Here is a 24,532-nt window from a genome sequence, read left to right on the forward strand (position 1 = left end):
GGGAGCGGGTTCATCGGGGTGCCGAACCACCGCGAAGCGCCGCGCGGGCGGCGCTCGATCTGATAGGCGCTGCAAGGGTTGTGGCGAGCACCTGGAGGCCCTGACGCGACCCCTCGGCGAGCCCTGGAGGCCCTGACGCGCCCCCCCGGCGAGCCCTGCCAGCCCTGACGCAAACCTTGTCCTGGGGCGCCGAGCCCGGGCAGGCTGGCCGCTCCTCCAATAAAAGCACCGCAACCCCCATCACCCTCAACGAGCCGGGCAATCCAGGCGACGGATATTGCCGATCTGCCTCAGGCTCAACCCATACTTGTCAGCCAGCAAACTGCGCGATAGCCCGCTGGCGCTCTCTTTCTGGATCTGCTGATTGCGCAACTGGCGCTGAAAGTGGTCGACCTTGGGCACCTCCAGGGCCATCCCCGCGTAGCGCTTGATCAGGGCGTCCAGCGCCTGCGCTGGCAGTACGTCGGCCAGCTTGGTGCGCTCGCGGTGCTTGGGGATGTACTTGGGGCGGCCGCCGAACGCGCAGGTGAGGTGGTAGGCGTTTTCCAACCCGATGCACTCGATCAGCGATTGCAACGAATGAGGCAGCTGGCTGATGTCGATGTTGTTCAGATCAGGCATTTCCATACGAGGCTTCCTTCTTTCTGGAGGGTCAGACGCACCTGGCTGCGGTTTGCGTCTGGCTGCCACCGAGGCAGTGGCGTGGTTCGATTTTCGAACAGCTGCAGAAAGGGTCGCTAGGCGCGATACGGACCGGGGGTTGTAGCTTTACTGGCTTGTTACTCGCAGGGATTTTTTTCAAGCCTTGTAGGAAATGGCCTTGGATCAGGCGCCACGGGCCGGGAAAGGCCCCGTAGAAGGTCTTCCATGATGGCAGAATGGGTGCGCTACCTTGAGGTTATCGCAGTCGGGCTGCTATCTGTACAAGGCCTGGCGCGCAGACCGGCCGGGCAAGGCCAGGGGCAGGAAAATCTGCATGGGGGGAGGTGGCGAGGTATCATGGCGCCGGCTCCGCAGAGCCCTAAGCCACAGATGCAGCAAGGAAACCCAGATGACACACGTGCAGCGCCTCAAATACTCGATCCTGATCATCCTGGTGGTGCTGGGCATGATGCTCGGCCTGAGCCACCTGCAGAAGCAGGGCACCATCAGCGAGCAGACATTCCAGTACTTCGCCATCGCCATTGCGGTGATCGTGGTAGTGATCAACGGGATCTTGCGGCGCAAGGTCAAGCCCTGACGGGCATGGGCCGGCAGCGAGTGGCCGGCCAGTCGCTCAGCGTGCCGCGGGCTGTTCGAGGACGGCCCGGGCTTGCGGGTTGAGGCTGTAGCATTTGTCACTGCCCAGGTTGATCACGCCTTCAGCGCACAGGCGCTTGAGCACCTCACGCACGCTCAGGAACGACAGCGGGATATCCAGCTGCTCAAGCTGCGCATGCACGCCGCGCACACCGATACTGCGCCCGTTGCGGTCGGCCGCATGCAGGGCGTCGATGACTTTCAGGCGGATCAGGCTGGTGCGCAGGCCGAAGGTGCGCAGCAGCTCGCGGATTTGTTCGTTGCCCACGCGCCCGGTCTCTTCACTGGGCGTGGCCGCCGGCCTTGGCGGTGTCTGCAGCAGGGGTTGCGGGTGATACATGTGAATGCTCCTTTTCGTGGACTGTCCCGAAATCATGGGTGCCTCACTAGATAAGACGAATGAAAACGGCAAATCTGCAGCCCTGGTTGAAAAAAAAAGGGGGTGTGCAGTTGAAGACGTTGCAGGTGGGCGAGGGGCGTAAAATTTTCATCTGGCCAATCGTTTGATCGGGATGACCCCCGATTTGCACGAGGAGTGCCTGTGACCTTTTCAACACGTGCTGTTTATCGCCTGGGCCTCGCCACAGCGCTGGCCACTGCGAGCCTGGCCAGCCAGGCGGGTGACGCCGGCGATGCATCGGCGCAGATCCGCCGCACCAGCTTCGGTACACCACACATCCTGGCCAAGGATGAACGCGGCCTGGGCTACGGCATCGGTTACGCCTACGCCCAGGACAACCTGTGCCTGTTGGCCAACGAAGTGCTGACGGTGAGCGGCGAGCGCTCCCGCTATTTTGGTGCCGCCGGCAAGACTCAGGATCTGCGCGATAACCTGGCCAGTGACCTGTTCTTCACCTGGCTCAACAACCCCACGGCGGCCAACGCCTTCCTGCAGGCGCAACCTGCTACCGTGCGCGACCTGCTGGAAGGCTATGCCAGTGGCTACAACCGCGCGCTGGGCGAGCGCCGTGCCCAGGGCTTGCCTGCCGAGTGTGGCGAAGGCGATTGGGTCAGGCCGATCACCAGCCTGGACCTGGTCAAGCTGACCCGGCGCCTGCTGGCCGAAGGCGGTGTCGGCCAGTTCGCCGAGGCGGTGGTCGCCGCAACCCCACCCAAGCTGGCCGCGCAACGCCCTGCGGTCGACTACGGCCAGGCCCTGGCCCGTCAGCAGCAGTTCGCCCAGTCGCGTGGCAGCAACGCAGTGGCAGTCGGGGCGCAGCGCTCGGCCAGCGGGCGCGGCCTGCTGCTGGCCAACCCGCATTTCCCGTGGATAGGGGGTATGCGCTTCTATCAGATGCAACTGACCATTCCGGGCCAGCTGGATGTGATGGGGGCGGCGCTTCCGGGGTTGCCGGTGGTCAACATCGGTTTCAACCGCCATCTGGCGTGGACCCACACCGTCGACAAGTCCAACCATTTCACCCTTTATCGCCTGCAACTGGACCCGAAAGACCCGACCCGCTACCTGTACGACGGGCAGTCCTTGCCATTGACGCCGTACAAGGTCAGCGTCGCCGTGAAGGGCGAGGGTGGCACGCTGCAAACCGTCGAGCGCTCCCTGTACCTGTCGAAGTTCGGGCCCGTGGTGCAATGGCCCGGGCGCCTGGACTGGGATAACCAGGCCGCCTACAGCCTGCGTGATGCGAATATGGACAACACCCGGGTACTGCAGCAGTGGTACCAGATCAATCGTGCCGACAGCCTGCAGGCGCTGAAGGACTCGGTGGCCCAGTTGCAGGGCGTGCCGTGGGTCAACACCGTGGCCGTGGATGAGGCTGGCCATGCGCTGTACCTGAACCAGTCGGTGGTGCCCTATGTGGACGAGGCCTTGCTCGGGCAATGTGGCAATCCGCAGCAGGTTGGCCCGTTGGTGGTGCTGGACGGCTCGCGCAGCGCCTGCCAATGGAAGGTCGACCCACAGGCGGCCCAGCCGGGCATTTTCCCGGTAGGGCTGCTGCCAAGCCTTGAACGCACCGATTACGTGCAGCACTCCAACGACTCGGCCTGGCTGGCCAACCCGGCTGCGCCGCTGACGGGCTTCTCGCCGCTGGTCAGCCGTGCCGGGCAGCCGCTGGGCATGCGCAGCCGCTTTGCCCTGCAGCGCCTGGCCGGCAATGGCAAGGTCAGTGCAGGCGACCTGCAACGTATGGTGTTCGACGACGAGGTGTACCTGGCCAGCCTGCTGCGCCCGGACCTGCTGCAGTGGTGCCAGGGCGTCGACGCCGACCTGCAGTCGCTGTGCGCCAGCCTGAAAACCTGGAACGGCAAGGCCGGCCTGGAAGCAGGCATTGGCCTGGTGCATTTCCAGAACATGGCTGCCGTGCTGCAGAAGCATCCCGAAATCTGGCGCGTGGCGTTCGACCCGGCCGACCCGCTGCATACCCCGCGTGGTCTGGCGGTGGAGCAGGCGGCGGTGCGCAAGCTGTTGCGCGAAGCGGCACTGGCCTCGATCGAGCAGGTGAAAAAGGACGGGCTGGCTGCAGATGTGCGCTGGGGGCAGGTGCAACAGGCAAAAAACGGTGTGCCGGTACCGGGCGGGGCGCAGGAACTGGGGATATACAACGCGATGATCAGCGTGCCGCTGGCGCCAGGCAAGCGCCTGGTGGTCAGTGGTTCGAGCTACCTGCAGGTGGTGACCTTCACCGACCAGGGGCCAAAGGCTGAAGGTGTACTGGCGTTCTCACTGTCCAGCGAGGCGGCCTCCAGCCATGCAGCCGACCAGACCAAAGATTTTGCTGCCGGAAAGCTGACAGCCATTCCGTTCACCGAGGCGCAGATCAAGGCAGACCCTGAGTATCGAGCGGTGGTGATTCGAGAGCGAGACGGTGCGGTGATGGCCAGCAAGCAATGATGCCGTAACCGCCAGCCATCCTGCCCTTGATCTGGCTGTTGATCTTGCTTCTAAGCGCGCGATAGTTCAGGCAACACAAATCGCGACTTCAGGAGGCCGAGCGTAGGGATTGCGTAGGAGGGCGACCGGCATGGATGCCGGTCGAGCGCCGATCGGGCCAGGGACGGCCCGTCGGCGCGTACCTCCGGAGCAAGCCCGGAGCGAGGGAACCCCCGGAGCGCAGCGCAGGGGGCCGGATGATGGGAGCAGGCGGTTTTGGTTACTTTGGCCGCCCAAAGTAACCCGCCGTAAGGGCGGAAAGGTGACGAAAAGCGCTCATCGTCAATGAATGCGCATGCATCTCCCAAAGCAATCACCATAAAGCCGCGAACCCGAACCCGAACCCGAAAACCTCACCCCCCCGACTGCCGCCAACTAACCTCCCCAATCCCAAACCGCTCCGCCATGGGCCTGCTCACCTTGCGAATGTGCTCACGCCCATACCGCCCGATCTTCCCCACCCCCGCATCACAACTGGCCCAGTGCCAGGCCTCGGCATTGTCCATCCGCTCGGCGCGCACGATGAACGACTTGCGCTCCCCATGCAGCACGTAGTCGATTACATAAAGTTTGGCGTCGATCATCACCCGTCTCGGTTCGCAGCCCATCCCTGAACGTGGGAGCCCCCCACCCTCGAGAAAGTTTCAAAAAACAGCAGAAGACGGCGGATGAACGGTCAAGTTCCAACCGCTGGTCGGGCCAACCCCGTCACCGATCGAACAATCGCGGCAGCTCCGGGTTCTTCCACTAAGGTGCTAGATGATCTTGCGCCACACCGGTGCCTCGGGGAACGGACTGCCCACCGAGGGTACAACCACACATCAAGGGCCATCCAGAGAGGTCGTACCATGTCGTTGATAGGCGTTTCGATGCTGGAGATGCGGCAGATGATCGAGCAGGCCTGCCTGCCGGATCGCTGCGAGGTGAGTTGCACGGATGGCGAACACCTGACCATCCGCCTGGGCCAGGCAGACGATGTGCTCACCGTGACTGATGTGGCGGTGGCAAACCTGAACAGTTGCCGTGACCTGGTCGGGCTGGTGGCGCAGCTCAAGGCCCAGCGTCAGGCACCCGCACAGCCGCTCAAGGCCATTGCCTGATTGAGTATGCCCGGTCAGCCCAGGCTGCCCGGGCGTACATATTCCGGCATCAGTCCGTTGGACCAGAACAGGATCATCGCCACCAGGATAGTCACCAGCAGTAACAAGCCCACGCCCCACACGCAGGTCGCGAACAGCATCGCCTGCTCCTTGCGCAGCCGCAAAAAAGTCTGCAGCCCGCCGTACAACAGCACACTCGCGTAAGCCGACGCCCCCAGCAGCGCCGCCACTGCCAGCCAGCGCATCGGTACCAGGCCAACCACGCCTGCGACGAACCACGGTGTTGCGCAATAGGCGGCAAAGCCGATGCACTGGTTCAGGTTCGGTTGCACGTCGAACCCCCGTGACATCCAGCGGATCATCACCCCCATCAACATCACCCCCACCACCGTAGTGGCATAGAGCAGGCCAGCCAGTTGCGCGGCGCTGGCCAGCCCCAGGCGCACGCGCTCTTCGGCCGCCAGGCTCCAGCCGAAGGTGCTGGTGCCGATGAACAGGCACACGGCGGGCACCAGCGCCATCAGCAACAGGCGCGGCAAATACTGTTGCGGGTGATCTTCCTCGGCGCGGCGGATGTCGATCCAGGCGTCGTCCGGGTGGGTGAATAGCTTGAGCAACGGGCTGTTCATGGCGTTCTCCTCCAGGGTTCATGTGCCCTGTAGTTATGGAGACGCCCGGGTTCTGCGGGGTTCAGCCGGGTTTGCCGCCGCTGATCGGCTTATTGCAGTTCCACCAGCAGGTTAAGCCCGCCGTCACCGCACTTGCCCTGGTCGCGTACCACGCCGTGGTAGCTGCGCCCATCCCAGGTAAAGGCCACGCTGTGGGCGCGCTCGACCTTGTCGGGCAGCGGCGGGCAAATGTGCAGGCGCAGGGCAGGGCGGCCTTGCAGGTTGAGGGCGGCGAGCTGGGCCTGGCATTCGACACTCAAGGCGACCGGACCAAAAAGAGTGTCGCGGACGTAGTCCAGTTGCAGGCAGGCATTGGGGGCGCGGCAGGGCATTTTCATGGGGGCGGCAGGCTCCTGACGAAATGATGGCGGGCATCAAATGTTGGAAGCCTGACCGAAGGAAGTGTTCAGATTATTTCATCGGGTTTCATCCGCGGTATTTCCCCGCCTTACCCACCACCCTGATGACCCAGCCCTGCGGGCTGCGCTTTCGCGCAGGGAACTGCGGCCGCAAGCGCGCCCGCGACACCTGAGGGAGCAACTGTCTTGTGCTGCCTGAACCGGCCTCATCGCTGGCAAGCCGGCTCCTACAGGTGCAGCACTGGCCTGAAGCTTATGCAGTCCCTGTGGGAGCGGCTTTAGCCGCGAAGCAGGCGGCGCGCTAGATGGCACCGGCTTTGCCGGTGTTCGCGGCTGAAGCCGCTCCCACAGAATTTTCGTTAAATCAACGAGTTGTGATTTGTTCCATAGAAGCAGCGTTGCCGGCGATAGGGCCGTCAAAGGCAACCTCAGTGGGCCCTGCGCTACGGCCGCTGTGGCTTCGCCGAGCGCCCGAAATTGCTGCCCATGCGGTTCGAAGTCGCCGCCGGCGTGGCCAGCCCCAGCTGGCTGGGTGAGCGCCTGTGCAACTGCTGCACCGGGTCGAGCCGCTGTTGCAGGCCCTTGGCGGCCTGTGCGTTGTCGCCCTGCAACTGCTGGGTGAGGCAGTCGTAGGCCAGTGCTCGGTACTGACCCACCTGCACGTCGATACAGCCTTCGCGGGCCTTGCCTTGTTCGGCCAGTGCCGGGCAGGCGCAGGCCAGCAGCAAGGGCAGGGTGGCCAGTTTGAGTCGCTCCATGATCGTGTATCTCGCAGGGGATCCTGGGGCGAGTCTAGCCTGCGTCGACATGCGTCGGGGTGAAGCTTTGGTTGCGGGGCGCTGTCACCACAGCGTCATACACAGGCCGCAGGATGGCGATTCCCTGGCACCGGCAAGGAGGCGCCTATCCGTGCGTGCATTCCTGCTGGCAGGCCTGCTATTGCTCTGGTTGATGCCGCTGCGTGCCCAGCCGATGCTGGCTTTGGACATCCCGGCCCAGCCATTGGGCCAGGCGCTGGACAGCTTCGGCCGGCAGAGCGGCCTGGCGGTGCTGGTGGATCAGGCGCTGTTGGGCGCCCTGCGCTCAAGCCCGGTGCAGGGGCGTTACCTGCCCCGCGAAGGGCTGCAGCGGCTGTTGCAGGGTACTGGCCTGGAGGCGCGTTACAGCGGCAAGGGCGGTTTCACCCTGCAGCCGCTGCAGTTGCATGGGCAGCCGCCGCCGGGTCGTGAACACGGCGTGCCGGGCGGCAGCTACGCGCAGGCGTTGCAACAGGCGGTAGAGCGCGCCCTGTGCGCTTCGGCGCAGACCCGCCCCGGCAGTTACCGCGCGGCCCTGCAAGTGTGGATCGATGCCCGCGGCCAGCTGGTGCAGAGCCGCCTGCTGGCCTCGACCGGCGACTACGCCCGTGATACGGCGGTGGTCGAGCGTTTGCGAGCGGTGCGCCTGGACCGGGCACCGCCGTCATCCCTGGCGCAGCCGGTCACCCTGCTGCTGCGCCCGGTACCTATGGATTGCCCACTTTCGCAAGGAGCTGCGGCGGCATGAACAAACCTCGGGACAGTGCGCTGGTCAAACTGTTTCTGAGCCATTACGACGCCTTCAGGGTGCGCCTGAAGCGCCGGCTTGGTTCGGACGACCTGGCCAACGACGTACTGCAGGAAACCTACCTGCGGGTCGATCGCATGGAGGGCGTGCACGAGGTGCACAAGCCCGGCGCCTACCTGTACCGCATGGCCCTGAACGTCGCCGCCGACCGCCGCGAGGCCGACGCACGCCTGCTTACCGGTGCCGAGATCGAAAGCCTGCTGCAGGTGGCCGAGGACCAGGACCCGGCGCGCATCGTCGGCGGCCAACGCGAAATCCAGAACCTGCTGGGGGCACTGTACGAGCTGCCGGCACGGCGCCGGCGGATCTTCATCGCCGCACGCCTGGAAGAGGCTTCGCACCAGGAAATCTCGCAGCGTTTCGGTATCTCAACGCGCACGGTGGAGAAAGAGCTCAAGGCGGCGTTGGGGCATTGTGCGATGCGCCTTGAAAGAAAAGTGTTCCAGCGGTTCGGTCCGGGGGCGGGAAAACCGTCTTGATCAATAGTCGACTTTTTCGTGTGAACACCATGCCCCAGATTTCCCCCGACAGCGAACTGCACCGCCAGGCCCAGGACTGGCTGGTGCGGCTGACTTCTGGCCAGGCCACCCAGGCCGATGCCAACGCCCTGCGCCAATGGTGCGCGCGCAGCCCGGCGCATGCCGAGGCCTTTGCCCAGGCGCGCGAGCTGTGGCATCTGCTGGGCCCGGCGGCGCGCCAGGCCAGCCAGGTGGTACCGATGCCACGCCTGAGCCGCCGTGCACTGTTGGGCGGTGCGGTGGCGGCATCTGCCGCGTTCGTGGTGTGGCGCGGCGGGCTGCTGGAGGCGCCGGATACCGCCGAGGTGGCCTTCGCGACCGAGCAGGGCGAGCAGCGCAGCATTCTGCTGGCCCCAGGCATCGACCTGGAGCTGAACGTGCGCACGCGGGTAGGCCGCGAAGGCCAGGCCCTGGCGCTGCTCAGCGGCGAGATCGAGGTGCAGGCCAGTCAGGCCGTGCAGGTGCGCGCAAGGCAGGGGCTGATCAGCGCCGCCCAGGCGCGGTTCAATGTGCGCGAGCTGGATGATGCGGTGTGCGTCACCTGCCTCAGCGGTGAGTTGCGCATCGCCACCCAGGGCCAGGACGCCGTGCTGCCGGCCGGCCGGCAATTGCGCTATGGCGCCCAGGGGCTGGGCACGCCGGAGCTGTTCGACGCAGGCCAGGTGATGGCCTGGCGCGAGCGCATGCTGGTGTTCCGCGATGCGCCGCTGGCCCAGGTGATCGACGAGATCAACCGCTACCGCCCCGGGCGCCTGGTGCTGCTGAACCCGACCCTGGGCCGACGCCGGGTACAGGCACGCTTCAGTTTCGAGCAGTTGCCCGAAGCCGCAGCGCTGATTCGCGCCGCCTATGGTGCCCGCTGCCTGGAGCTGCCCGGTGGGGTGGTGCTGGTCAGTTGAACGGGCCGAGTACCTGACGGTAACGCTCGTCGCCCTGGGGACCGCGCCAGGTCAGGCGCACCTCCAGCCCCATGGGGTTGTCGCGGGCTTCGCCCGCAGGTGATCGCCAGCCCCCCTTGGCCTGCCAGTCGCGCAGGCTGAATGCCGTGACGTTTTCCAGCACCGCGGCTGCGGCCTTGGGTGCCGGCAGCGGGTAGTGGTCCTGGGCAGGGGCCGTGGCGCGATACAAGGTGCCGCCCTGCAGGTACCAGCGCACCCGCTGCAACCCGCTGCCGGGTATGGCGCCACTGCGTACCAGCTCCAGGCGGTCGGCGCGGGCGCGCACCGCCGGCAGCAGCGGTTTGCCCGGCGCTTCGCGGCCGGGCAGCGATGGTTCGAGCAGCTCCAGGCTGGCGCGCAGGGCCAGGTCGCGCTGCAACTGCTGGAATACCCGCAGTACCGCCTGGTTGTCATCGTGAGCCTCGCGTACATGGCGGTCGGCACGGCTGACGCTGTCCAGCCCGCGCCAGGCAATCAGGCTGACCACCGCCATCAGCAGGATGGCGATCATCACTTCGATCAGGGTGAAGCCCTGTTGCCGGCCAGCCGGGCCAGGGCCCGGCTGGCGCCGCCCCCCTGTAGGAGCCGGCTTGCCGGCGATGAGGCCAGAACAGGTAAAGGGTGTGTGCGGATGGCACCGGCCACACCGGTGATCGCCGGCAAGCCGGCCCTCATAGAACAAATTACAAACTATTGATTTAACGTGGTCCCTGTGGGAAGCGGCCTTGTGTCGCGATGGGCTGCGTAGCAGCCCCGACAATTTTGCATGGGGCCGAGGCCTTGGGGCCGCTTTGCGCCCCATCGCGACACAAGGCCGCTTCCCACAGGAGCGCGGTGCATCTGTGAGACTTGTTCTCTGCGCGATAGCGCAGCCCCAAGGGCTTGGTGATCTCCCACAGGGAGCGCATGCAGTCCAATCATTCATGGCTGGCTCACCCGAACCTGCCCCGCAGCGCTTCGGCTCACCTGCACCATTGCCGGGCCGCTGCGCAGGCGCAAGCGCAGCGGCTCACTGACCCATTCACCCTCCAGCCAGATCGCCCCCTTGGGCTCGCTTTGCACCTTGACCCCCTCGGCTTGCCAGCGCCTGGGCCTGAGCGGCCCGTCCTGCACCACCTGGCCATCGGCACGCACGAAGCGGTAGCCCTCGCCGTCGCTTTGCCAACGCAGCGCCTGGCCTTCGGCCTGGGCCTCGCTTTGCGCCAGTTCAAGCAGTTGCGCCAGGCGTTCGCCATCGCTGCGCAACGGCTTGGCCGGGTCGGGGCGAATGTTCAGGCTGATGGCGGCGCTGGCGATGCCGACGATCACCAGCACCACCATCAGCTCGATCAGGGTGAAACCATGTTGTCCATTCACAGGGCTGCTCCTTGTCCTGGCAGACAGCTTGCCCGGGCAAGATGATCAGCGTGTGAAACAAAATCGTGAGAATTGCCCGCTATGCTCGGGGCCAGGTGTCCAAGGAGCAGGTGAGCGCAATGTTCGAGCGTTTCAGGGTTTCACCCGGCCAGCTGTTGCAGGGCCTGGGCTTGCTGGCCGTCGCTGCGGGCCTGGCCACGTTTGCCAGCGTGTTGTGGCCAACGTCGACGGTGGTGGCCGATGCGCCAGCCACCGTGCTCGAAGCGCCCGCCGACGGCGCTGCCGGGCGCTGGTTTGCCGACCTGCCGTCGCAGGCGCAGATCACGGTCAGCGGGGTCATGGCCGGCAGCCAGGGCGCGGTGGCCATCGTCAGCCTCGACGGCGGCCCGGCCCGGGCCGTGCGCAGTGGCGAGGAGCTGGCCCGTGGCGTGCGCCTGGTGGCCATCGAAGGCCAGGGCCTGTTGATCGAACGCGGCGGCCAGCGCAGCCGCATCGAAGTGCCGGTGCTGGCCCAGGCCTCGTTCTGGGGCGAGCCGCCTCAGCCCTCGGCGAACTGACGCAGGCGTTCGCCGTCCAGGCGGTAGCGCACCCATTCGTCCTGGGCCTCGGCGCCCAGCGACTGGTAGAAGCCGATGGCTGGCTCGTTCCAGTCCAGCACGCTCCACTCCAGGCGCCCGCAGCCGTTGGCCACGGCTTCGCGGGCGATGTGCCGCAGCAGGCTGCGCCCGGCGCCGTCGCCGCGCTGCTGCGGCGTCACGTACAGGTCTTCGAGGTAGATGCCGTTGCGCCCCAGCCAGGTGGAGTAGCTATAGAAATACACGGCAAAACCAATGGCCAGGCCGTCACGCTCGCAGATCAGGCTGTGCACGGTACTGCCCTCGTCGAACAGGCTGTGCTCGATGTCGGCAACGCTTGCCACCACCTCATGCCGGGCGCGTTCGTAGTCGGCCAGTTCCGTGATGAAGGTGAGGATCTGCGTGGCGTCGCTGCGCACGGCAGGGCGGATGATCAGGCTCATGGCGGGTTTCCTTGTGGATATGCCGACTGTTATCTGCGATTCGCCCTACAAGGGTCAACCGTATCAGTCAGCTGTACGTGCGCAATTTTGCATGACTGTACCGGTCCAATTGCCGGGGACTTGGTTACCGTGGCGGTACAACTTTTGTAATAACTGGAAACACTGCCATGCTTGCCTCCCTCGACCTGCTCACGGCCTTCGTGCTGTTCGCCTTTGTCTCGTCCATCACCCCCGGCCCCAACAACACCATGCTGCTGGCCTCGGGGGTCAACTTTGGTGTGCGCCGCAGTGTGCCCCACGCCCTGGGCATCAGCATCGGCTTCGGGGTGATGGTGCTGGCGGTGGGCCTGGGGCTGGGCGAGGTGTTCAAGGCCTGGCCACCGCTGTACAGCATCCTGCGCTACGGCGGCGCGGCATACCTGTTGTACCTGGCCTGGAAGATCGCCACCTCCGGGCCGATGGCCGGCGATACCGCCGGTGGCCGCAAGCCACTGAGCTTCTGGGGCGCGGCTGCATTCCAGTGGGTCAACCCGAAAGCCTGGGTCATGGCGCTGGGGGCAATCACCACCTACACCCCGGCCCAGGGCTATGTGTTCAACGTCATTGTCATCGCTGCGCTGTTCACCCTGGTCAACCTGCCGAGCGTGGGTATCTGGGTGATGTTTGGCAGTGCCCTGCGCAACCTGCTGCGCAAGCCGCGCGCGGTGGTGCTGTTCAATGTCCTGATGGCCGTGCTGCTGGTGATTTCTCTGTATCCGTTACTGTTTGTAGAATCGGCGTTTTCCTAATGTACGAAATTTCTGATGGAACTTACGCCTTGGTCCTACACGTGCGCAGAAAACTTCACGCTGCGTGGATGGCAATCGCCCCCTAGCGGTCGCCCACTGCTGCACTTTCTGCATGGCAACGGCTTTTGCAGCCTGGCCTATCAACCCCTGTTGCTGCGCCTGAGCGAACACTTCGACCTGTGGCTGAGCGATGTGCAGGGCCATGGCGACAGTGACCATGGCGGCGCCTTCTGCGGTTGGAACCGCTCGGCCGCGCTGGCCCTGGAGGCGTTTGCCAGCGGGCGCGGCGAGTATGGCGAGGTGCCGTGCTTTGCCGTCGGTCACAGCTTTGGCGGCGTGCTGACCGGCTTGATGCTGGCCCGCGAGCCGCAGTTGTTCCAACGCGCGGTGCTGCTCGACCCGGTGTTGTTCAGCCGGCGCATGCTCGGGGTGATGGGGGCGGCCGCCATGTTCGGCCTGCACCGTCGGTATGGCCTGGCGCGCAAGGTTGCCACCCGCCGCTGCCACTGGCCCGACCGCATGGCTGCACTGGCTTCGCTGCAGGGGCGGGGGATTTTCAAGGGGTGGAGCGAGACGGCCTTGCATGCCTATGTGGAGCACGCCATCGGCGACTGTGGCGAGGGCGTGGTACTCAAGTGCCGGCCCAGCCGCGAGGTGGAGATTTTCAGTTCGTTCCCGGCGCGCATGTGGCAACAGCTTGCAAGCATCACCACCCCGACCTGCATCCTGTACGGCGAACAGACGTACCCCTTCGTGCCCCGCTCGGTGCGGCGCCTGGCCGGGTTGAATGCTCATGTGAGCGCGCAGCAGGTGGCGGGTGGGCACTGCTTCATGCAGGAAGACCCGGCAATGGCGGCCGAGCGGGTGGTGGCGTTTCTTGCAGGCTGATCGCCGGGTGATACCCGTTTCGCCGGCAGGTTGGGGCGTGGGAGCGATTGTTTTAGGTTGCCTGTGACAGCCTCATCGCCGGCAAGCCGGCTCCTCTGGAACAAATCACAACTCGTTGATTTAATGAAGATTGTGTGGGAGCGGCTTCAGCCGCGAACACCGGCGAAGCCGGTGCCATCTAGCGCGGTGCCTGCTTCGCGGCTAAAGCCGCTCCCACAGGGGCCGGGGCGCGCTTGCGGCCGTAGTTCCCTGCGCGACAGCGCAGGCCTTAAGGGCATGCAACCCATTTGGGTTCGGTCCTAAGAAGCAGTGATTGTCCATTTCGCGACGATGGCCTGCCAATTCGCGCGCGAACGACAACCATAAATTGCTTACGCTGGCACACCCCAACGGACGGAGCCCCAGCATGAACCAGGCGGTCAGCCCAGACCCGCAACACGACCTCGCCCAACGCCACGCGGCCCGCCGCCAGCGCATTTTGCGCCTGGGCCTGGCAGGCGCGCTATGCCTGGCGCTGCTGGCCTACGGCGCTTACTGGTGGCAGGCCGGGCGCTTTCTGGAGCAGACCGACGACGCCTATGTACGCGCCGACTGGGCGCCGATCAGCGCCCGGGTCAGCGGCTATGTGGCCGAGGTGGCGGTAGCCGACAACGCCAAGGTCAAGGCTGGCGATGTGCTGGTGCGCCTGGATGCCCGGGACTTTCGCGACCGCCTGCGCCAGGCCCAGGCACGCCTTGCGGTCAGCGAGGCGGCGCTCGAGGTGCAGCGCCTGCGCCTGCGCACCTTCGCTGCCGAACAGGCCGAGCAGGTTCAGGCCATTGCCCGGGCAGACGCCGAGCGCGGCGGCAGCCGTGGCGAGGCGCAGCGTGCCGAGGCGGACTGGCAACGCTACCAGCGCCTGGCCGAGTGGCAGGCGGCCAGCGTGCAGCGCATGGAGCAGGCCCGCGCCACGCGCATCCAGGCCCACGCCCTGCAGCGCGCCGCCGACGCCGAACTGGCTCGCCAGCATGCCCATAAAGCGGTGCTGGCGCAGCAGGGCAGGCAGCTCGAAGCGCAGCTGCAGCAGCGCCAGGCCGATCTCGACCAGGCGCGGGCCGAAGCTGACCTTGCCCGCAGTGCCTTGGCCGATACCGAAATACGCGCGCCGTTCGACGGTGTGGTGGGCCAGCGCAAGGTCCGTCAGCAGCAGTACGTGACACCGGGGCTGCCGCTGCTGGCGGTGGTGCCGGTCGAGCAGGCCTATGTAGTGGCCAACTTCAAGGAAACCCAGCTGGCGCACCTGCACCCGGGCCAGCCGGTCACCCTTGAGGTGGACACCTTCGGCCAGCACTGGCGCGGTACCGTCGACAGCGTCTCGCCAGGCTCGGGTGCGGTGTTCGCCTTGCTGCCGCCGGACAACGCCACCGGCAACTTCACCAAGATCGTCCAGCGCTTCCCGGTGCGCATCCACCTTGAGCCGGAGCCTGCCGGTGCGCCGCGGCTGCTGCCGGGCATGTCGGTGATCGCCACGGTCGACACACGCCAGGTACGCGATGAGCACTGAAGAAAAGGTCTCCACCCGCGCCTGGGTGGCGGTGATCGGCGGCCTGTTCGGCTGCTTCATGGCCGGCATGAACGTGCATGTCACCAGCGCCGCGCTGCCGGAAATCGAAGGGGCGCTGGGGGCCAGCTTCGAGGAGGGGTCGTGGATCTCCACCGCCTACCTGGTGGCCGAAATCAGCATGATCCCGCTGACCGCCTGGCTGGTGCAGGTGTTCTCGCTGCGGCGGGTGATGCTGGTGGGTTCGGCGGTGTTCCTGGCCAGTTCCGTGAGCTGCGCCCTGGCGCCCAACCTCGAGGCGATGATCGCCCTGCGGGTGTTGCAGGGCGCCTCGGGGGCGGTGCTGATCCCGCTGTCGATGCAGTTGATCATCACCGAACTGCCGGCCAGCCGCCTGGCCCTGGGCATGGCCCTGTTCAGCCTGTCCAACAGCGTGGCCCAGGCCGCCGGGCCGTCGATTGGCGGCTGGCTTACCGACATGTACTCGTGGCGCTGGATCTTCCTGCTGCAACTGCCGCCGGGCCTGGCCCTGCTGGCGGCGGTGGCCTGGTCGATCAAGGGCCGGGCGGGTGACCGCAGCGCCTTGCGCCAGGCCGACTGGCTGGGTATCGCCGCCATGGCACTGGGCCTGGGGGCGTTGCAGGTGGTGCTGGAGGAGGGCGGGCGCAAGGACTGGTTCGACTCGCGCTTCATCGTCGGCTTCAGCCTGCTTGCGCTGGTTTGCCTGGCGCTGTTCATCCAGCGCCAGCTGTGGGGCGCGCGGCCGTTCATCAACCTGCGCCTGCTGGGTAGCTACAACTTTGGCGTGTCCAGCCTGGCCATGGCAGTGTTCGGTGCGGCCACGTTCGGGCTGGTGTTTCTGGTACCTAATTACCTGTCGCTGGTGCAGGGCTACAGCGCCAGCGAAATCGGCAAGAGCCTGATCGCCTACGGCCTGGTGCAACTGCTGCTGGCACCGCTGCTGCCGCGGCTGATGCGCTGGCTCAACGCCAAGCTGCTGGTGGCCAGCGGCTTCGCCATCATGGCCCTGGGCTGCTGGCTGGGCTCACAGCTGACGGTGGATGCCGGCAGCAACGTGATCATCCCCTCCACCGTGGTACGCGGCATCGGCCAGCCGTTGATCATGGTGGCGCTGTCGGTGCTGGCGGTGAAAGGGCTGGACAAGGCCCAGGCGGGCTCGGCCTCGGCGTTGATCTCGATGCTGCGCAACCTGGGGGGCGCGCTGGGGACGGCGTTGCTGACGCAACTGGTGTCGCAGCGCGAGCGCTTTCATTCGGTCAGGGTGGGCGAAACGCTGACGCCGTTCGATGGCGCCTTGCAGCAGCGCCTGCCGGGGGGGCTGGTGGACCCGCAGTCGCCCGAGGTGATGCAGACGCTGGCATTGATCGACCAGAGCGTGCGTGAGCAGGCCTACCTGATGGCGTATTCCGATGCGTTCTACCTGTCGTGCGTGGCCCTGCTGGGCTGTGCCCTGGCTGCGTTGCTGCTGCGTAGCCGCTGAGACAGGCCCGGCCTCATCGCCGGCAAGCCGGTACTCTATAGAACAAACTACAGCTCATTGATTTAACACGGTCCCTGTGGGAAGCGGCCTTGTGTCGCGATGGGCCGCGAAGCGGCCCCAAGGCCTCGGCCTCATGCAAAATCGCCGGGGCTGCTGCGCAGCCCATCGCGACACAAGGCCGCTTCCCACAGGATTGCACAGAGCCTGAATCTGGCGCTGTACCTGTGTGGGCTTTAGCCGCGAACACCGGCAAAGCCGGTGCCATCCACCGCGGCGCAGCACATGTCGCGCTATGATGCCCGTCCACCTGCCACCGACCCCAGCCCATGACCCGCCCGCTCATCCTCCCGCTCGCCGAGAACTACCGCCACGGCGAACACATCGCCCCGCATTGTCACGACCGTGCGCAGCTGATCCATGCCATCAGCGGGGTGGTCACGGTCAATACCCTGGAGGGCAGCTGGGTGGTGCCGCCCGGGCGCGGGGTCTGGGTGCCAGCGGCCTGCGAGCATGAGCTGCGCATGTCGGGGGTGGTGCGCATGCGCACCTTGTTCGTCGATGCCGCCGCGCGCCCGGGGTTGCCGGCGCTGTGCCAGGTGATCGATATCTCGCCGCTGCTGCGCGAGCTGATCATCCGCGCCATGGACATCACCCCGGTGTACCCGCTGGATGGGCATGAGGCGCGCATCATGGCGCTGATTCTCGATGAGATCCGCGTATTGCCGGTGTTGGCCCTGCATGTGCCCAGCCCGCGTTCGGCGGTGTTGCAGGAACTCTGCGAAACGTTGCGTCTGGCGCCAGCGGACAACTGGAGCCTGGGGCGGGCGGCTGAATTGTGCGGGCTCAGCGGGCGCACCCTGACCCGGGCGTTTCAGCGGGAAACCGGCCTTAGCCTGGTGCAATGGGTACGGCGCATGCGTTTGCTGGCCGGGCTCGACGCGTTGGCGGCAGGGCGCTCGGTGCTGGAGGTGGCGCTGGACCAGGGGTATGACAGCCCCAGTGCGTTCAGTGCAATGTTCAGGCGCACGCTGGGGGTTTCGCCTTCGGTGTACTTCGGGCGGGTGGGGAGTGCGGGTGCGGGGGGCGTTGAGGACGGGGGCTGACAAACAAGGGCTGCAGAGCAGCCCCGGATATTACGCCTGCATCAACGCTGCGGATTGAGCGTCAGGTGCACGTGGCGGTTCACGTCCTTGTACAGCAGGTAGCTGAACGGGCCTGGGCCGCCGGAGTAGCAGGCTTGCGGGCAGAACGCGCGTAGCCACATGAAGTCGCCGGCTTCAACCTCGACCCAGTCCTGGTTCAGGCGGTACACCGCCTTGCCTTCCAGTACGTACAGGCCGTGTTCCATGACGTGGGTCTCGGCGAACGGGATCACGCCGCCAGGCTGGAAGGTCACGATGTTCACGTGCATGTCGTGGCGCATGTCGGCCATGTCGACGAAGCGGGTGGTCTTCCACGCGCCTTCGGTGCCCGGCATTTCGATGACGGTGGCGTTGTCACGGTGGGTGACGAACGACTCCGGTACCGGCAGGCCTTCGACCTTCTGGTAGTGCTTGCGCAGCCAGTGGAAGGTGACGTTGGCCTTGCTGTTGTTGCGCAGGCTCCACTCGGCGCCCGGGGCCAGGAAGGCGTAGCCGCCGGGTACCAGGGTGTGGTGCTTGCCTTCGACGGTGATGTCGATTTCGCCTTCGACCACGAACAGTACCGCTTCGGCGTTCGGGTCCAGCTCAGGGCGTTCGCTGCCGCCTTCAGGGGCAACTTCGACGATGTACTGCGAGAAGGTTTCGGCAAAGCCGGTCAGCGGGCGGGCGATGACCCACATGCGCATCTTGTCCCAGAACGGCAGGTGGCTGGTGACGATGTCACGCATCACGCCCTTGGGGATCACGGCATAGGCTTCGGTGAACATGGCACGGTCAGTCAGCAGCTCGGTTTGAGCCGGGTGCCCACCGTGGGGGGCGAAGTAGGATGGTTTCGACATGAACGGTCTCGACTTGTTGTTCTCTCCCCATGCCTTGGACCACACCGGCCGGTGCGTGCAGGGGATGCACGGACAGCATAAGAGCGCGCCCGTGGCATCCACAAATTAAATGTTGAAATACTCCGTATTCAATTACTGAATGCTGACCTGGCGCCCGGCATGGCTTTCATTCAGGCGGTCGCCCTGGCCGAACAGCTTGTGGCGCAAGGTGCCGTCCTGGTAGGCCGTAGGGTAGCGGCCGCGGCGTTGCAGTTCGGGCACCAGCAGCTCGACCACGTTGTGCAGGTCGTCCGGTTGCACGGCGTAGGTCAGGTTGAAACCGTCGATGCCGGTCTCGTCGAGCCAGTGCTCCAGCTGGTCGGCGACCTCGCTGGCGGCGCCCACCAGCACCGGCCCGCGGCCACCCAAACCGACGAACTCGGCAGCCTCACGCACCGTCCAGCGGCGGTTGGGGTCGGCGGCGGTGAAGGCGGCCAGGGCGGCGCGGCCGGCGTCGTTTTCGATGTACTGAAGCGGGGCGTCCGGGTCCAGCCCGGCAAGATCGATGCCGGTCCAGCCCGACAGCAGCGCCAGGGCCGCGTCCAGGTCGACGTAGCGGCGGTATTCGGCAAAGCGCGCTTCGGCCTCCCTGCGGGTGGGCGCGACGATCAGCAGCGCCTGGGCATAGATGAGCACCTGCTCGCGCCCACGCCCGGCAGCTTCGCTGGCCTGGCGAATGCCGTCGGCGTAGCGGCGCAGCACCGTGGGCGTCGGCCCGCTGATGAACACGCATTCGGCATGGCGGGCGGCGAACTGCTGGCCACGCGCCGAGGCGCCGGCCTGGAACAGTACCGGGGTGCGTTGCGGCGAAGGCTGGCACAGGTGCATGCCGGGCACCTGGAAGTGCTCGCCATGGTGATTGATCGGGTGCACCCGCGACGGCTCGATATAGCGCCCGGTCTGGCGTTCCAGTACCACGGCGTCGTCGTCCCAGCTGTGCTCCCACAGTTTGTACAGCACTTCGAGGTACTCCTCGGCCAGGTCATAGCGCTGGTCGTGGCCCAGTTGGCGCACCTGGCCGAGGTTGCGCGCGGCGCTGTCGAGGTAGCCGGTGACGATGTTCCAGCCCACCCGGCCGCCGCTCAGGTGGTCCAGGGTGGACATGCGCCGGGCGAAGGGGTACGGGTGCTCGTAGGTCAGCGAAAAGGTCACGCCGAAGCCAAGGTGGCGGGTTACCCCGGCCATGGCCGGCACCAGCAGCAGCGGGTCGTTCACCGGTACCTGCACGCCGCCGCGCAAGGCCGCCTCCGGCCCGCCCTGGTAGACGTCATAGATGCCCAGCACATCGGCGATGAACAGCGCATCGAACAGCCCGCGCTCCAGCAGCCGGGCGAGGTCGGCCCAGTACTCCAGGCGGTTGAAGTGCACGCTGGTGTTGCGCGGGTGGCGCCACAGGCCCGGGGACTGATGGCTGGCGGCGTTCATGCTGAAGGCGTTGAAGCGGATCGGGCGGGGCATCGTCATGTCCTTGTCAGGGCAGCACGGCAGTGGGGTACACCGCCTCGGCCACATCGAGCTTGCGCGGGATCAGCCCCAGGCCCTGGAAGGTGTCGGCCAGCTTCTGCTGTTCGGCGACGATCTGCGGGGTGATGGCCACGGCGTTGTAGTTGCGCCGTTCGCTGGCCACTTCCAGCACGCCGGCATTGATGCCCAGTTGCGGCGCCAGCAAGGCGGCGACTTCGCCGGGCTTGGCGTTGGCCCACTGGCTGACCTTGCCCAGCTCGCTGAAGAAGGTCTTGAGCAGGTCGCGGTGCTGGTCGGCGAACGCGCGGGTGGACAGGTAGAAGGTGCGGTTGTTGGACAGCCCGCTGCCATCGCGCAGGTTTTTCAGGCCCGGCTGGGCCTCGGCGGCGGCGAGGAACGGGTCCCACAGGGTGACGGCCTGTACGCTGCCCGACTGCAACGCGGCCACGGCGTCGGCAGCGTTATTGACGTAGGCGGGGGTGATGTCCTGGTAGCTCAGGCCGGCCTGCTCCAGGGCCACGGCCAGCAGGTACTGGGCGTTCCAGCCGCGGCCGGTGGCCACGCGCTTGCCCTTGAGGTCCTCGACCTTGGCGATGTGGTCCTGTTCGCGCACCACCAGGCCGATACCGCGCGGGTAGGGCTGTTCGGCGGCGAGGTACACCACCGGCTTGCCGGCGGCCTGGGCAAATACCGACGGCGCATCGGCGGCATGGCCCAGGTCGATGGCGCCGGTGCTCAGGGCCTCGAGCAGTTGCGGGCCGGCGGCGAACTCGTGCCAGCTGACTTTCACCCCCTGCGGCGCCAGCGCTTTTTCCAAGGCTCCGCTACTTTTGAGAATGTTGATGCTGTTGAACTTCTGGTAGCCGATGCGCAGGGTCTTGGCGTCGTCGGCAACGGCGTTGGACCAGGGCAGCAGGGCGCTGGCGACAGTGGCCAGCAAGCCGCCGAGCAGCAGGCGGCGCAGGGGGGAGAAGGCACGGGCAGGCACGGTGAAGCTCCTTGTACGGGGGCAATTGGCGTGCTTTCAGCCTAAGGAGGGAGCAAGGGGCTTTTCAATTTCTTTATGCGTAATTGTTAGATTGTTTTGTTCTTTTTATATCCTTTTGTTTGCGCGTGGATCGGGCCTTTGGATCCACGACATTTTTTTCACATCGCCTTGCTAGCATCGCGGCCACTTTTTGCAGGAACTTTGCAGGAACCGAACCGATGATCAATGCCTTGCGCAAGCGTGGTATCCGTTTGGCCCTGGCCGCCACTGCGGGCCTGGTGGCCAGCACCCTGGGCTTTTTTGCCTGGCAGACCTACTACCCGGTACAGGCCGCCGACGGCTGGGGCGTGCAGGTGCTGCACGACTCTGTGGCCAAGGCCGCCTCGCTGCTGCCCGAGGCCGATGGCAGCCTGCTGGTAAGCCGCGAACTGCGCGATGGGCGTGGCAGCATTGTGCGCATCACCGCCGAGGGTGACCGGGTGGTGCTGATCGATGGCCTGTCCAAGCCCGATGGCATGGTGGCAGTGTCCGGCGGTTGGGCGTTCAGCCAGGAGGTGGGTGGGGCGCCGGTCAGCATTTCGCGCAATGGCCAGGTATTGGCGCTGTTCCAGGGTAACAACGTGCAGGGGCTGTACAACGATGGCGACCACCTGTACGCCATCGAGGACCGCAAGGGCGATGGCCGGCTGATGCGCTACGACTGGCGCAGTGGTGAGCTGGACGTGCTGCGCTCGGGCCTGACCGAAACCGAAGGCCTGACCCGCTGTACCGACGGGCGCCTGCTGTACACCGAAAAGGCCGAAGGCAAAGTGCGGGCATTCAACCCCGAAGGTGAGGACCCGGTGGTGGTCGAAGGGCTGAACAACCCCACCTTCCTGTATTGCGACCAGCGTGGCCTGTGGATCAGCGAGGACTCCACCCACCGTGCGCGGCTGCTGCGCATGACTGGCGATGGCACCCGTCACACCGTGCTCAGCTTCCTGAAAGCACCGCAGGCCATCGTGCCGGATGGCAAGGGCGGCTACCTGCTCGCCGAAGGCGGTCGCGACCGGGTGCTGCGCCTGACGCCGCCAGCCGAGCAGCGCACCGCGCAAGTCGAAACCGCCTCGTGGGCACCCGGTATCTGAATCAGCTCGGCAGGCGTTTGCGCCGGCCGGGCAGCAGGCCCAGCACCAGCATGCAACCAAGCATGATCACCAGGGCGCCCAGGGCCTGCAGCCAGCTCAGCGCCTCCCCCAGAAACAGCGCGCCAACCAGCACCGCCACCAAGGTGACCACGAATTCGACGCTGATGGTGCGGGTGGCACCGATGCGCTCCACCAGGCCGAAATACAGCACGTAGGTGGTGGCGCTCATCACGGCGCCGCTGATGGCCAGGTACAGCCAATCGATGGCCTCGGGCACCTGCGGCACCGGCACCAGCAGCAACAGCGGCAAGGTCAGCAGGCCGCCTGCCAGGAACGCGCCCCCGGTGACTGTCCACGGGTCCTGGCCGCGCAGGCGCAGGCTGGCGTAGTTGCTGCCGAACGCTGCACACACGCAGCCCAGCAGCGAAGCGACGCAGCCGTGGATGAAGTCCTCGGTCACCGCCTGGGCCGGGAAGCCCACCAGCATGACGATACCCACCACCCCCAGCAGCAGCCCGGCCAGCCCTTGGTGGCTGATCTTCTCGATACCCCAGAGCCTGCCGATGATCATCGAGAACAGCGGAATGCTGGCGACGAAGATGGCCGCCATGGCCGTGCCGATGCGCGGTGTGGCGTAGGACAGCCCGATCAGTTGCCCGGCCACGGTGGTGGCGCCCACCACCAGCAACGGCCACAGCAGTGGCCGTAGCTTCAGTGCCCGGCCCAGCAGGGCGGCCAGCACCGTCAGGGTGCCGCCGGCAATCAGTGCGCGCAGGCTGACCGCGCCGACCCAGCCAAAGGCGTGCACCACCTTCAGCACCACCAAAAAGGAAAAGCCCCAGGCCACGGCCAGGAACAGATAGGCGGCAAGGTCGCGCGGTCGCATCGGCAAGGGTCCATCCGGCAGGGGTGAGCGGCAGGCTAGCGCTGCAAGGCGGGCCAGATCAAGCGGCATGCCGGCAATCCGAATGAGTGCGTGGCGAATGGCCATTTCTGGTGCACACTGTGTGGACTGTGCAGTTCATGTGAGCGTTCGTGGGCGTGGGCTGTCGAAGCAGTAGAGCTGTCATTTCCATCAACCAGTCGGTAGTGCGAGGATCGCGATGAGTGCACGGAGTTTGTGCCATTCGATGGGGTTGGCGCTGGCCATTGCATTGTTGCCCACGCTGGCCACAGCGCAGCAGGCCTGCCAGCACCTGACCGCTACCGGCAACCCCGAGTACCCTCCCTACCTGTGGCGTGACCCGCAAAACCCCCAGCAATTGATCGGCGCCAATGCCGACCTGCTCCGGCATGCTGCCGATAAGTTGGGCTTGGTGGTGGATGTGGTGTATGTCGGGCCGTGGTCGCGCGCCCAGGAAGAGGTCAACAGCGGGCGCATCGACATGATGGCTGGCTATTTTCGCACCCAGGCGCGGGAGCAGTTGATGGACTTCGTCAGCCCGCCGTTCCTGTTTACCTCCAGCGTGGTGTGGGTGCGTCAGGGCGAGGCATTCAGCTACAGCGACTGGGCCGACCTGCAGGGGCGCCGGGGCGGTACCTTGGTCAACAACAGCCATGGCCAGGCGTTTGACGACTACGCCCGCGAGCACCTGGACCTGGAGGCTGTACCCAGTGCGACCCAAGCCTTCGAGAAGTTGCTGCTCAAGCGTAACGACTATGTGATTTTCGAGCGTTACCCGGGGCTTGCCCTGGCCCGCACGTTGGGCCGGGAGCAGCAGTTGCAGGTGCTGGAACCGCCGATATCCAGTGAGGGGTTGTTCCTGGCGTTGTCGCACAAGTCGGCTTGCAATGTGCCGGCGTTGCGTGAGCAGCTGGCGCGCAAGATGAAAGAGCTGGCGGCAGGGCCCTTGCCTGAGCAACTGGTAGCGCAGAACTTGGAGCGCTGGCAGCGTCAGCAGCAGGGCGGGCAGTAGGCTCAGCTTTTACATTTGGCCAGCACTACCTGGCAGGTCTTGGGCGTGCCGCCGGAGCGCCCGGCGTAACGCATGCAGCTGTCCAGAGACTTGCGGCTGGCGCTGGCCAGGGTCGGGCCGAAGGCCAGGCCGCCTTCGCCGCTGCTGGGCAGGGCCTTGGCGTAGCAGTTGGCGCCTTGGGCGGCGTAGCGTTGGGTGGGTTTTGAGGAGCAGCCGGTCAGGAGCAGGGTGAGGGCTAGCAGGGTCAGGGGGAGGGTGGTGTTCATTGCAATGCCCCTTGAGTGGGTGTTGGTGGTTTAGCCGTTTCGCTTGTCAAGGGTACATGGTTGGGGGCGGTTGCTGTAGGGGGGGGCTTGTAGGCGATGGTTTTTGTGTAAGTGATATATGTTTTGTTGTTTGTTGTTTGTTGTTTGTTGTTTGTATTGAGAGTTGTATGCGCATTCATTATTTGTATTGACGCTTATTCACCTTTCCGCCCTTACGGCGGGTAACTTTTTGAAGTCCGGAATGCCGGCCAATCAAAAGTCACCAAAAAATCCTCGCTCCATT

General features: G+C 65.7%; 28 protein-coding genes and 1 tRNA gene. 14 read left to right on the top strand and 15 right to left on the bottom strand.

The window, feature by feature from the left end; genetic code table 11:
- Positions 1 to 246 precede the first annotated feature (246 nt).
- Positions 247 to 627: a transcriptional regulator gene (locus ACI2KK_RS27895; RefSeq protein WP_217885279.1), complete on the bottom strand. Its 381-nt coding sequence runs from the start codon at positions 625 to 627 to the stop codon at positions 247 to 249.
- A gap of 424 nt (positions 628 to 1,051) precedes the next feature.
- Here ACI2KK_RS27895 and ACI2KK_RS27900 point away from each other — a divergent pair, with 424 nt between their 5' ends.
- Entirely contained in the window at positions 1,052 to 1,240 is a 189-nt protein-coding gene (locus tag ACI2KK_RS27900; protein ID WP_369986637.1) for a hypothetical protein, read from the top strand.
- A 36-nt stretch (positions 1,241 to 1,276) separates the two neighbouring features.
- Here ACI2KK_RS27900 and ACI2KK_RS27905 read toward each other — a convergent pair whose 3' ends face one another.
- Together ACI2KK_RS27905 and ACI2KK_RS27910 are read right to left on the bottom strand one after the other, a co-directional pair.
- Positions 1,277 to 1,639, bottom strand: coding sequence for a fe2+ zn2+ uptake regulation protein (locus ACI2KK_RS27905; RefSeq protein WP_369986636.1), 363 nt, complete (start codon positions 1,637 to 1,639; stop codon positions 1,277 to 1,279).
- 455 nt (positions 1,640 to 2,094) lie between these two features.
- Positions 2,095 to 2,178, bottom strand: a tRNA-Gly gene (locus ACI2KK_RS27910).
- Between the two features lie 31 nt (positions 2,179 to 2,209).
- On the opposite strand from ACI2KK_RS27910, the gene ACI2KK_RS27915 reads away from it, so the two are divergent.
- Positions 2,210 to 4,150 carry a penicillin acylase family protein gene (locus ACI2KK_RS27915; protein ID WP_404671488.1) on the top strand — a complete coding sequence of 647 codons (1,941 nt, stop codon included), beginning with the start codon at positions 2,210 to 2,212 and terminating at the stop codon, positions 4,148 to 4,150.
- A 392-nt stretch (positions 4,151 to 4,542) separates the two neighbouring features.
- On the opposite strand, the gene ACI2KK_RS27920 is transcribed toward ACI2KK_RS27915, so the two are convergent.
- Positions 4,543 to 4,773 carry a DUF6555 family protein gene (locus ACI2KK_RS27920; protein WP_404671489.1) on the bottom strand — a complete coding sequence of 77 codons (231 nt, stop codon included), beginning with the start codon at positions 4,771 to 4,773 and terminating at the stop codon, positions 4,543 to 4,545.
- Positions 4,774 to 5,037: 264 nt separating this feature from the next.
- Between ACI2KK_RS27920 and ACI2KK_RS27925 the strand changes: the two genes are divergently transcribed.
- Positions 5,038 to 5,289 carry a DUF1652 domain-containing protein gene (locus ACI2KK_RS27925; protein ID WP_217838996.1) on the top strand — a complete coding sequence of 84 codons (252 nt, stop codon included), beginning with the start codon at positions 5,038 to 5,040 and terminating at the stop codon, positions 5,287 to 5,289.
- 14 nt (positions 5,290 to 5,303) lie between these two features.
- Here ACI2KK_RS27925 and ACI2KK_RS27930 read toward each other — a convergent pair whose 3' ends face one another.
- From ACI2KK_RS27930 to ACI2KK_RS27940, 3 genes are all read right to left on the bottom strand, one after another.
- Entirely contained in the window at positions 5,304 to 5,918 is a 615-nt protein-coding gene (locus ACI2KK_RS27930; RefSeq protein WP_404671490.1) for a Yip1 family protein, read from the bottom strand.
- 89 nt (positions 5,919 to 6,007) lie between these two features.
- Positions 6,008 to 6,295 (bottom strand): hypothetical protein, encoded by a 288-nt coding sequence (locus tag ACI2KK_RS27935; RefSeq protein WP_217885272.1) that lies wholly within the window; start codon positions 6,293 to 6,295, stop codon positions 6,008 to 6,010.
- Between the two features lie 464 nt (positions 6,296 to 6,759).
- Entirely contained in the window at positions 6,760 to 7,074 is a 315-nt protein-coding gene (locus ACI2KK_RS27940) for a hypothetical protein (RefSeq protein ID WP_404671491.1), read from the bottom strand.
- A gap of 151 nt (positions 7,075 to 7,225) precedes the next feature.
- Between ACI2KK_RS27940 and ACI2KK_RS27945 the strand changes: the two genes are divergently transcribed.
- From ACI2KK_RS27945 to ACI2KK_RS27955, 3 genes are read left to right on the top strand one after another with little or no spacing between them, the layout of a single operon-like run.
- Positions 7,226 to 7,861, top strand: coding sequence for an STN domain-containing protein (locus ACI2KK_RS27945; RefSeq protein WP_404671492.1), 636 nt, complete (start codon positions 7,226 to 7,228; stop codon positions 7,859 to 7,861).
- Positions 7,858 to 8,400 (top strand): RNA polymerase sigma factor, encoded by a 543-nt coding sequence (locus tag ACI2KK_RS27950; RefSeq protein WP_217838992.1) that lies wholly within the window; start codon positions 7,858 to 7,860, stop codon positions 8,398 to 8,400. Before ACI2KK_RS27945 ends, ACI2KK_RS27950 begins: the two co-directional genes overlap by 4 nt.
- 29 nt (positions 8,401 to 8,429) lie before the next feature.
- Complete coding sequence (locus ACI2KK_RS27955; protein ID WP_404671493.1) at positions 8,430 to 9,338, top strand: FecR family protein; 909 nt, start codon at positions 8,430 to 8,432, stop codon at positions 9,336 to 9,338.
- Here the strand turns inward: ACI2KK_RS27955 and ACI2KK_RS27960 are convergent.
- On the bottom strand, positions 9,331 to 9,978 hold the full coding sequence (locus tag ACI2KK_RS27960; RefSeq protein ID WP_404671507.1) for a type II secretion system protein GspJ: 648 nt from the start codon (positions 9,976 to 9,978) through the stop codon (positions 9,331 to 9,333). The two genes, ACI2KK_RS27955 and ACI2KK_RS27960, sit on opposite strands and share 8 nt — an antisense overlap.
- Positions 9,979 to 10,298: 320 nt before the next feature.
- A complete protein-coding gene (locus ACI2KK_RS27965) occupies positions 10,299 to 10,733 on the bottom strand; it encodes a GspH/FimT family pseudopilin (protein WP_404671494.1) in 435 nt (144 codons plus the stop codon).
- Positions 10,734 to 10,852: 119 nt separating this feature from the next.
- Between ACI2KK_RS27965 and ACI2KK_RS27970 the strand changes: the two genes are divergently transcribed.
- Complete coding sequence (locus ACI2KK_RS27970; protein ID WP_404671495.1) at positions 10,853 to 11,290, top strand: type II secretion system protein N; 438 nt, start codon at positions 10,853 to 10,855, stop codon at positions 11,288 to 11,290.
- Here ACI2KK_RS27970 and ACI2KK_RS27975 read toward each other — a convergent pair.
- A complete protein-coding gene (locus tag ACI2KK_RS27975) occupies positions 11,272 to 11,751 on the bottom strand; it encodes a GNAT family N-acetyltransferase (protein WP_404671496.1) in 480 nt (159 codons plus the stop codon). The genes ACI2KK_RS27970 and ACI2KK_RS27975 overlap by 19 nt on opposite strands.
- Positions 11,752 to 11,918: 167 nt before the next feature.
- On the opposite strand from ACI2KK_RS27975, the gene ACI2KK_RS27980 reads away from it, so the two are divergent.
- The 5 genes from ACI2KK_RS27980 to ACI2KK_RS28000 all read left to right on the top strand — a co-directional run bounded on the left by ACI2KK_RS27980 (position 11,919) and on the right by ACI2KK_RS28000 (position 17,571).
- A complete protein-coding gene (locus tag ACI2KK_RS27980) occupies positions 11,919 to 12,539 on the top strand; it encodes a LysE family translocator (protein ID WP_404671497.1) in 621 nt (206 codons plus the stop codon).
- A gap of 15 nt (positions 12,540 to 12,554) precedes the next feature.
- Entirely contained in the window at positions 12,555 to 13,427 is an 873-nt protein-coding gene (locus ACI2KK_RS27985) for an alpha/beta fold hydrolase (RefSeq protein ID WP_404671498.1), read from the top strand.
- Between the two features lie 406 nt (positions 13,428 to 13,833).
- On the top strand, positions 13,834 to 14,970 hold the full coding sequence (locus ACI2KK_RS27990; protein ID WP_404671499.1) for an HlyD family secretion protein: 1,137 nt from the start codon (positions 13,834 to 13,836) through the stop codon (positions 14,968 to 14,970).
- Positions 14,960 to 16,468 (top strand): MDR family MFS transporter, encoded by a 1,509-nt coding sequence (locus tag ACI2KK_RS27995; protein WP_404671500.1) that lies wholly within the window; start codon positions 14,960 to 14,962, stop codon positions 16,466 to 16,468. The genes ACI2KK_RS27990 and ACI2KK_RS27995 overlap by 11 nt, the downstream gene beginning before the upstream one ends.
- Before the next feature lie 326 nt (positions 16,469 to 16,794).
- Entirely contained in the window at positions 16,795 to 17,571 is a 777-nt protein-coding gene (locus ACI2KK_RS28000) for an AraC family transcriptional regulator (RefSeq protein ID WP_404671501.1), read from the top strand.
- Between the two features lie 41 nt (positions 17,572 to 17,612).
- Here the strand turns inward: ACI2KK_RS28000 and ACI2KK_RS28005 are convergent, their stop codons facing one another.
- The 3 genes from ACI2KK_RS28005 to ACI2KK_RS28015 form a co-directional block, all read right to left on the bottom strand.
- Complete coding sequence (locus ACI2KK_RS28005; RefSeq protein WP_217838981.1) at positions 17,613 to 18,449, bottom strand: bifunctional allantoicase/(S)-ureidoglycine aminohydrolase; 837 nt, start codon at positions 18,447 to 18,449, stop codon at positions 17,613 to 17,615.
- 132 nt (positions 18,450 to 18,581) lie between these two features.
- On the bottom strand, positions 18,582 to 19,946 hold the full coding sequence (locus ACI2KK_RS28010) for an LLM class flavin-dependent oxidoreductase (protein ID WP_404671502.1): 1,365 nt from the start codon (positions 19,944 to 19,946) through the stop codon (positions 18,582 to 18,584).
- Positions 19,947 to 19,959: 13 nt separating this feature from the next.
- A complete protein-coding gene (locus ACI2KK_RS28015; RefSeq protein WP_404671503.1) occupies positions 19,960 to 20,940 on the bottom strand; it encodes an aliphatic sulfonate ABC transporter substrate-binding protein in 981 nt (326 codons plus the stop codon).
- 218 nt (positions 20,941 to 21,158) lie between these two features.
- Between ACI2KK_RS28015 and ACI2KK_RS28020 the strand changes: the two genes are divergently transcribed.
- Positions 21,159 to 22,067 (top strand): hypothetical protein, encoded by a 909-nt coding sequence (locus tag ACI2KK_RS28020; RefSeq protein WP_404671504.1) that lies wholly within the window; start codon positions 21,159 to 21,161, stop codon positions 22,065 to 22,067.
- Between the two features lies 1 nt (position 22,068).
- Here the strand turns inward: ACI2KK_RS28020 and ACI2KK_RS28025 are convergent, their stop codons facing one another.
- On the bottom strand, positions 22,069 to 22,953 hold the full coding sequence (locus tag ACI2KK_RS28025) for a DMT family transporter (RefSeq protein WP_404671505.1): 885 nt from the start codon (positions 22,951 to 22,953) through the stop codon (positions 22,069 to 22,071).
- A gap of 217 nt (positions 22,954 to 23,170) precedes the next feature.
- Between ACI2KK_RS28025 and ACI2KK_RS28030 the strand changes: the two genes are divergently transcribed.
- A complete protein-coding gene (locus ACI2KK_RS28030) occupies positions 23,171 to 23,983 on the top strand; it encodes a substrate-binding periplasmic protein (RefSeq protein WP_404671506.1) in 813 nt (270 codons plus the stop codon).
- Between the two features lie 2 nt (positions 23,984 to 23,985).
- Here the strand turns inward: ACI2KK_RS28030 and ACI2KK_RS28035 are convergent, their stop codons facing one another.
- Positions 23,986 to 24,249, bottom strand: a complete 264-nt coding sequence (locus tag ACI2KK_RS28035; RefSeq protein ID WP_217838975.1) for a hypothetical protein — start codon at positions 24,247 to 24,249, stop codon at positions 23,986 to 23,988.
- Positions 24,250 to 24,532 lie beyond the last annotated feature (283 nt).

It is taken from the genome of Pseudomonas sp. NPDC089406 (genome assembly GCF_044900265.1).
In the GTDB taxonomy this organism is placed as follows: domain Bacteria; phylum Pseudomonadota; class Gammaproteobacteria; order Pseudomonadales; family Pseudomonadaceae; genus Aquipseudomonas; species Aquipseudomonas fakonensis.